At 43.6% G+C, this 6841-nt stretch carries 10 protein-coding genes; 6 read left to right on the top strand and 4 right to left on the bottom strand.

Annotated features, from left to right (window positions below; translation table 11 throughout):
- Positions 1-39: 39 nt before the first annotated feature.
- On the bottom strand, positions 40-798 hold the full coding sequence (hisA, locus tag A3766_RS18895; RefSeq protein WP_068515862.1) for a phosphoribosylformimino-5-aminoimidazole carboxamide ribotide isomerase: 759 nt from the start codon (positions 796-798) through the stop codon (positions 40-42).
- Between the two features lie 156 nt (positions 799-954).
- Here hisA and A3766_RS18890 point away from each other — a divergent pair, with 156 nt between their 5' ends.
- The 4 genes from A3766_RS18890 to A3766_RS18875 all read left to right on the top strand — a co-directional run bounded on the left by A3766_RS18890 (position 955) and on the right by A3766_RS18875 (position 3886).
- Positions 955-1638 (top strand): CsgG/HfaB family protein, encoded by a 684-nt coding sequence (locus A3766_RS18890; RefSeq protein ID WP_068642777.1) that lies wholly within the window; start codon positions 955-957, stop codon positions 1636-1638.
- 28 nt (positions 1639-1666) lie between these two features.
- Positions 1667-2074, top strand: coding sequence for a DUF4810 domain-containing protein (locus tag A3766_RS18885; RefSeq protein WP_068515868.1), 408 nt, complete (start codon positions 1667-1669; stop codon positions 2072-2074).
- A complete protein-coding gene (locus tag A3766_RS18880) occupies positions 2071-2715 on the top strand; it encodes a GNA1162 family protein (RefSeq protein WP_068515871.1) in 645 nt (214 codons plus the stop codon). Before A3766_RS18885 ends, A3766_RS18880 begins: the two co-directional genes overlap by 4 nt.
- A 304-nt stretch (positions 2716-3019) precedes the next feature.
- On the top strand, positions 3020-3886 hold the full coding sequence (locus A3766_RS18875; RefSeq protein ID WP_068514500.1) for a hypothetical protein: 867 nt from the start codon (positions 3020-3022) through the stop codon (positions 3884-3886).
- A gap of 37 nt (positions 3887-3923) precedes the next feature.
- On the opposite strand, the gene A3766_RS18870 is transcribed toward A3766_RS18875, so the two are convergent.
- Complete coding sequence (locus A3766_RS18870; protein ID WP_197475874.1) at positions 3924-4646, bottom strand: MBL fold metallo-hydrolase; 723 nt, start codon at positions 4644-4646, stop codon at positions 3924-3926.
- Positions 4631-4843, bottom strand: a complete 213-nt coding sequence (locus A3766_RS31300; protein ID WP_068567935.1) for a hypothetical protein — start codon at positions 4841-4843, stop codon at positions 4631-4633. Before A3766_RS31300 ends, A3766_RS18870 begins: the two co-directional genes overlap by 16 nt.
- Positions 4844-5190: 347 nt before the next feature.
- Between A3766_RS31300 and A3766_RS18865 the strand changes: the two genes are divergently transcribed.
- Entirely contained in the window at positions 5191-6105 is a 915-nt protein-coding gene (locus A3766_RS18865) for an MBL fold metallo-hydrolase (RefSeq protein WP_082880408.1), read from the top strand.
- A 26-nt stretch (positions 6106-6131) separates the two neighbouring features.
- Entirely contained in the window at positions 6132-6605 is a 474-nt protein-coding gene (locus A3766_RS18860) for a hypothetical protein (RefSeq protein WP_068515874.1), read from the top strand.
- Here A3766_RS18860 and A3766_RS32095 read toward each other — a convergent pair.
- A partial coding sequence (locus A3766_RS32095) for a hypothetical protein (protein ID WP_231882929.1) occupies positions 6583-6841 on the bottom strand: 259 nt, incomplete at its 5' end. The genes A3766_RS18860 and A3766_RS32095 overlap by 23 nt on opposite strands.

The following is a 6841-nucleotide window of genomic DNA, read 5'->3' as shown; positions in this document are numbered from 1 at the left end:
AACTTTCTGATTAAGGCCCATTTGAAAAACAAAACCTAGCTAGCGATTTTCATTCCATGAGATGCACTCATCAAGTGTAAGCCCCGCCCCCCCAAAAATATCCAAGGCACTCCCTATTGTCAGATCAACCTTGCCGCCAGATAACTGATGAACCAATTTTAAGTCTTCGAAAGAACGTGCACCGCCAGCGTAAGTGACTGGAATGGGGGAAATTTCTCCTAATAAAGAAACCAGGTCCTCATCAATTCCTGCTTGTAGCCCTTCAACATCGGCAGCATGTATTAAAAACTCATTGCAGTGCCCTGCCAACTCAGCGAGGGTATTCTTGGTAATCTGAGTACGGGTCACTGTTTGCCAACGATCCGTCGCAATATTCCAACCCGATTCGGTTTTTCGGCAACTCAGATCCATCACTAAACGCTCCGCTCCCGTCTCCGCTTTTATCTTTTCAATTCTGTCAGAAGATAGCTCCCCATCTTCGAAGAGGTAAGACGTGACGATCAAATGCGACGCACCTGCTTCCAAAAACTCGCTGGCATTTTCATGATTAACGCCCCCGCCAAATTGTAAACCTTGAGGCCAGGCCGATAGTGCCTTAAGTGCTTCGTCCTTATTTCCTGGGCCTAGTGCAATAACATGCCCACCTTGTAAGTTATGCTCCTTGTATAAGGAAGCATAGTAAGCCGCATCATAAGCACTCACAAAATTAGTATCGGCACCTTGGTCATTCAAGCTACCACCAACAATTTGCTTTACTTTGCCTTGATGTAAATCGATACAGGGACGAAACTGGGTCAAAGGAGGCCTCTTTTACAGAATGAGATAAAAATAAAACTGGCGCATATTATACCCAATTAAGCGGGGTGATTCGCCCCATATTGAAGATTAATCCAGTACACCTAGGCTTGTTGCTGTGATAATCTTTGGAGCAAACCTACCTGAAGGACCTTAATTATGAAGAATTTCTCCTTACGTTTTAGCAAAGTAATTTCCTTAGTTTCACTTTTTGTACTCCTTAGCGCCTGCGCAACGGAAAGTAAGCGAGCTATTCAACCAGATCGAGTTGCCAGCTATCAAACAAACTATAGTGGTAAGAAAACAGCCATGGTAGTAGGCAATTTTAATAACCGTTCAAACTATATGCAGGGTCTATTTTCTTCTGGTGGCGATCGCCTAGGTTCGCAAGGCAAGACCATCTTAGAGACCCACCTTCAACAAACGAACAGATTCAACCTTGTTGACCGTGACGCGATGAAAGAGCTTGAGCAAGAAGCTGCCTATCGCGGTCAAAAGCAAAACATTACGGGCGCAAGATATGTCGTTTCAGGCGCAGTCTCGGAGTTTGGCCGTAAAGAAGTTGGTGACAAGCAACTATTTGGTATCTTGGGGCGCGGAAAGGAGCAAATTGCTTATGCCAAAGTTTCCATCAATATCATTGACGTAACAACCAGCCAAATAATCTATTCAACACAAGGTGCCGGAGAGTATGCACTGAGCAATCGCGAAGTCATCGGTTTCGGTGGCACAGCGGGTTATGATGCAACGCTTAATGGCAAAGTTCTTAACTTCGCGATTACCGAAGCCATTAATAATTTAGTTAGAGATCTAGAGTCCGGCGTTTGGTCTGTTGAAAAATAGCAACTAACTATCGACATAAGGAAGTTCGATGAAATACATTAATATCAAGTTGATCGCTGCAATGGCGGTCATTCTTTTGGCTCAAGCATGTTCAACTCATAGTAATTTGTACTATTGGGGTGATTACCAAGAAATCGTTTACGATATTTACCTCAACCCCGGCGAAGCAGATACTGCCACGCAGATCTATAAACTAAACCTAACTATAGAGCGAGCAGAAAATAAAGGGATGAAAGTTCCTCCCGGCCTATATGCTCACTTAGGAATGGTTCACGCTCAAGCCGGAAACCCTGGCCTGGCAAAAAGCGCTTTGCTACAAGAAAAAGCACTGTACCCTGAATCTAGCGTATTTGTTGACGGCATTCTGACTCGCTCCAACATGCAAGACACCGCCTTGGAAGCATCTAACAGCCATCATAAGGAGAAAACAAAATGAAGGGATTCAAGTTCTTAGTTATTTCAATACTTGCTTTTGGAGTTTTATCCGGTTGTGCCGTTAAAGGTTATGACTACACGGCCCTTAAGCAAAGCAAACCGACCTCTATTCTGGTAATTCCACCCAATAATAGCTCTGTCGAAGTTAATGCACCCTATACGCTTATTTCCTCGATATCTGAGCCCTTGGCAGAAAAAGGCTACTATGTATTTCCTGTTTCAGTTGTCGATACTTTGTTTAAAGAGAATGGGCTCCCTACAACGGCTGAAATGAATACTATTCCCTTGGACAAAATTAGGGAAATTATCAACCCTGACGCAGTGTTATACATTGATATCAAGCAGTGGGGGCAGGAGTACCAAGTGATATCCTCAAAGACTGTCGTGGCTTCAGATTGGCGATTAATAGATGCCAAGAGTGGACAAATATTATGGAATGGCAGAGCCCAAGCTGTGAAGTCTTCAGGTGACGGCGGTGGCGGTTTGGCTGGTGCTCTCATTGGTGCATTAGTAGATCAAATTGCCGGCAGTATTGTCGATCACACACCTGAACTTTCTGCTATGGCGAGTAGTAACCTGGTCAATAACCAGCACTGGGGTCTACTTCCTGGGCCTTACGCACCAAAACCAGAAGAAAAGTAAAGATCAGGCAATAGCAATATCTAGAGTGCCTGGGTTTTGCCCGGGTACTCTCTCCTCAAGCCCCTCCATCAATCCTAAAAAGATAAGACAGCCCCAGAGTTTATTCTTACAATATCTTTGTTAGATTAGAATCAAACAAGAACAGTTTAATACCAGAGCCATTCAAGGTATCGTATAGTGCTAGGGAAGGAAAAAATAGCGCCCTTTTAGTAGGTGTCAAATTCGCTTTTGCTTAGATGGCAATCGATTCCTTCCAACTGCCATACCTGTCTCAATATTTGCTTGGTAGGAGTAACAGCGAATTATGAATTTTTCGAAACTCATTTACATCAGCTTATTGCTCTCGCTCTTCAGCTCATTTTCCAATGCGATAACTCAAACGAGCATTCGCTACCCTCAGCCAGGCGAAGTATTCACCAAACATCACAGTTACCCAATAGAGCTATTAAAGCTAGCCCTAAGTTATCATTCGGTGCCTCTAACAGTAGAACCCTCGCAGTATTTTATGACACAAGGCCGGGCTATCAAACAGTTGAGCCAAAGCAAGGGTATCGATGTGATGTGGACCATGACTTCCAAAGAACGAGAGTCAGAAGTAAAGCCTATTAGAATCCCTATTTATAAAGGCTTGATTGGCTGGCGCTTGTTCCTGACAACACCCGAGCAGTTGGCAACACGAAAACAAAGCCAAGATTTAAGGGCTTTAAAAAAAGCCACACTCATTCAAGGGCATGACTGGCCCGATACCAACATATTGAGATATAACAATTTTAAGGTACAAACTGGCCCCAGTTACGAAGGCTTATTTCAAGTGTTGTCACTTAATCGGGCGGAACTCTTTCCTCGCTCTATTATCGAGATCTGGGATGAACTAGAAACGCATCAACATCGCAACATTACCCTTGAGCCTCACACGCTACTCAGCTACCCGACCGCTACGTATTTCTTTGTCGCACAAGAAAATACGGCCTTAGCTAGCCTTATAGAAGAGGGGCTTCAGAAAGCCCTGTTGGACGGAAAGTTCGATGCGCTGTTCCAGCAGTATTATGCTGATCTGATACTGAAGGCTAATTTAAAGCAGCGACTACACTATCGCCTGATTAACCCTTTGCTTCCTGAAGCGACACCACTAGACCAGAAAGCTCTCTGGTTTCATTTAGATAAAGACTGAAAGCATCATTACTTTCAGCCTCTATACCAAGAGAAACTTAGTGTTTGTGCTTATGTTTATTGGGTTTATCGTGCTGGCTCGCATGCAAACTATTAAAGACGATTTTGATCCAGGTAGGCTCATTTAAGAAACCGTTTTCCCACTCGTCCCATTTTGCACTCAAACCTGCACTTTGTATCTCTTCCAGGCTCTTGTCATTCATCATGCTCTCGACCTCTTTCGCCGTACCACGCAACATGTCTCTGAAGGCAATAAGGTCTGGCTTCGTTGCCATTGGTCCGTGCCCAGGCACAATTTGGGTTGAGTCATCGATAGAATCTAAAATTCGATCAATATTCTGGGCGACACCTCGTACACGCCCACCGGCATCCACATCAACAAAGGGGTAAAAGCCGTTAAAGAAATGGTCACCCAAATGGACAATATTTTGTTCTTTAAAGAAGATCACGCTATCGCCATCAGTATGTCCGATTGGCAAGTGCATTACAGAAATATCATGCCCGTTAAAGTGGATAGTCATACGATGATCATAGGTAATATCCGGCAGCGCATGCTTTGGGTATGGTTCCGACACCATGTTAAACAGCTTAACCTCTTGACGAGAGTTCAAACGCTGATAAACATTATCATGCGCGACAACGGTAGGCTCTTTACCCAAGAGCTTATTGCCTTGAGTATGGTCACCATGCCAATGCGTATTTAGGATGTACTTAAGCGGTTTACCAAAAGTATCAAGTGTTTTCTCTAAACCACCTGACATATCGGCATAGTCACTATCGACAACCCGTCATCACCTTCGGACAATAAGATATTCCCGCCCTTTCCCTGAAGAAAGTGAAAGCCTGGCTTTAACTCAGTCACTTTAAACTGCTTAGTACTATGGTGGTGGTTTTCTGCAACACTTAAATTTGCAGACAATAACAACATGAGGCTGGCGCCCGCTTTAATTACGTTCACTAATTTATCTCCCTATTGATTGAGTCTTTAACATGCAAACATGTGAAGCGAAACGACCACCAAGCAGAGTATTTCTGCTTCATTTCCTTCTAAAGCGCCTTGAGTATATCAGTCTTATAATTTCCTCTCACCAACATTCAGGCTAAGGTAAATATGCGCTTAATTCAGGATAAGAACAAATACCGCAGCGATCACTAAGCTCCTGGAAGTGATAGCCTGTCGCTTGTTATTATTCTCAGCATTCTAAATACATATAAAATATATATCAGGTATATTTATTATATATTTTACCTATCAGTCTATTGTCATTACTATCGCCTCATCATACAAAAAACAAAGAGAACATTATGAAGCCCTTAGTCATGAGACTTACCATGCTGATCCCTCTCCTGCTTATCACTTTCACAAGCAGCACATCAACTTTTGCTGGAGAGATGATACCTGCAAATCTTAGTTTTTCAGTTATCGTCACCGCTGAATCAGGCGGCGCGCAAGAAGCGATGGTGGTATCCAGTGGTAGCTGGTTTACTCAGCGAACGTTAGTGCATAACGCAATTCTTATCAAACATCCAAAGGGTGATTTGCTCTGGGATAGCGGCATCGGCACTGAAGTCGAAGAACAAATGCAAGTATTCGCTTTTTGGGAGAAACAGTTGTTCGCGATCGAAAACGTTAAACCCGCCATTAGCCAGTTAAACGCGAATAACTACCCCATCAGCACAATTAAAGCCATCATCCCTAGCCATATGCACTGGGATCATGTCAGTGCAATTGAAGACTTCCCAGCAACACCGGTATGGATTCAACAGCAAGAGCATGACGCCGCGCACCAAGGCAAGCCACCCGCCTTTGTCTTATCGCAATTTGATAGTCCTGACATCAAACGGCAATTCATAAAGCTCTTAGATCAACCCTACCAAGGCTTCGATAAAAGTTTGGATATCTACGGTGACGGCAGCTTAGTGTTAGTCGACCTGGCCGGGCACTCGCAAGGGCACTTGGGTCTTTTTGTTAATACGCCAGACAAAGGGCGCTATTTCTTCATTGGCGATGCAACATGGGCGATCAAAGGAATTCAAGACAACCGCGGCCGTCCGAAGATTGTTCAGTGGGCAACTGGTGTCGATAATAACGTAGACCAAGCGGAAAAAGTCATCGATCAAATTCACTCTTTAAGCAAACGTGACCCTGACTTAGTGATCGTCCCGGCTCATGACGAACTGGTCACGGCAAAACTGCCCAACTATCCCAGCTTTTTATAAGATGGATTTACACCAAGGCTAACAAAGTGAACTACCAGCAACTTGATGCCATCGCCGATGCCTATATCCCTTTGTTAGGACTGCTTGTACTTGGCTTTATCGCCAGACAAATCCTTAATAAACAATACCGAACAGCAGCCAGGTTCAGTCTACAAACCTTGGTATCAGTAGCGCTGGTTTACGCCTTAATGGCTCTGGATAACTATTTTCTTATTTGGCCTACAGTCTCACTAGACTACAGCACTCATACAGCATTATCCCTGGCCTTAGTGATGTTATTAACTCAAGGTTCAACGTTTCAAGTTCACTGGCAAGTTGCCTTGGGAGTATCATTCTTAGCGTATGCGATTTTAATGCTTTACCAGCAATATCATACTATTGCAGACATAGTCAGCACCGCTTTCATCCTGGTTCCGAGTCTGTTTATTATTAACAGGAAACTGGTCTCTAAAGACCCAAATTGGGAACACTGTTCAGCTAAGCCTTATAAGAGTTCATAAAGTCGATGCCTGGCTTTAAGGCGCATCGCCAAACTAAAGCTGCTTCCTCACAAAAGTTAGGGTAGGTATCTTCAATAGCCTGAATGAAAGAGTCTACGAAAAGTTTATACATATATTCGTCAGCTCGAACTTTATCGGCGTGATGTCGAGCGATAGTTTTTAGGTATTCGCTTTCTTTATTAGTACAGTAGAATTTGACTAAGTGCTTTATAGATTCTCGAAGCATTTGCTTCTGC

The organism is Oleiphilus sp. HI0132 (assembly GCF_001635845.1).
The sequence above is the reverse complement of the archived record's forward strand: the minus strand, read 5'-3'. Positions and strand labels throughout refer to the sequence as shown.

Excerpts from the sequence above, each read along its gene's own strand:
- A3766_RS18880 (WP_068515871.1), top strand. The coding sequence starts at position 2,071 with ATGAAGGGATTCAAGTTCTTAGTTATTTCAATACTTGCTTTTGGAGTT.
- A3766_RS18865 (WP_082880408.1), top strand. The coding sequence starts at position 5,191 with ATGAAGCCCTTAGTCATGAGACTTACCATGCTGATCCCTCTCCTGCTT.
- A3766_RS18890 (WP_068642777.1), top strand. The coding sequence starts at position 955 with ATGAAGAATTTCTCCTTACGTTTTAGCAAAGTAATTTCCTTAGTTTCA.
- A3766_RS18885 (WP_068515868.1), top strand. The coding sequence starts at position 1,667 with ATGAAATACATTAATATCAAGTTGATCGCTGCAATGGCGGTCATTCTT.
- A3766_RS18870 (WP_197475874.1), bottom strand. The coding sequence starts at position 4,646 with ATGTCAGGTGGTTTAGAGAAAACACTTGATACTTTTGGTAAACCGCTT.
- A3766_RS18875 (WP_068514500.1), top strand. The coding sequence starts at position 3,020 with ATGAATTTTTCGAAACTCATTTACATCAGCTTATTGCTCTCGCTCTTC.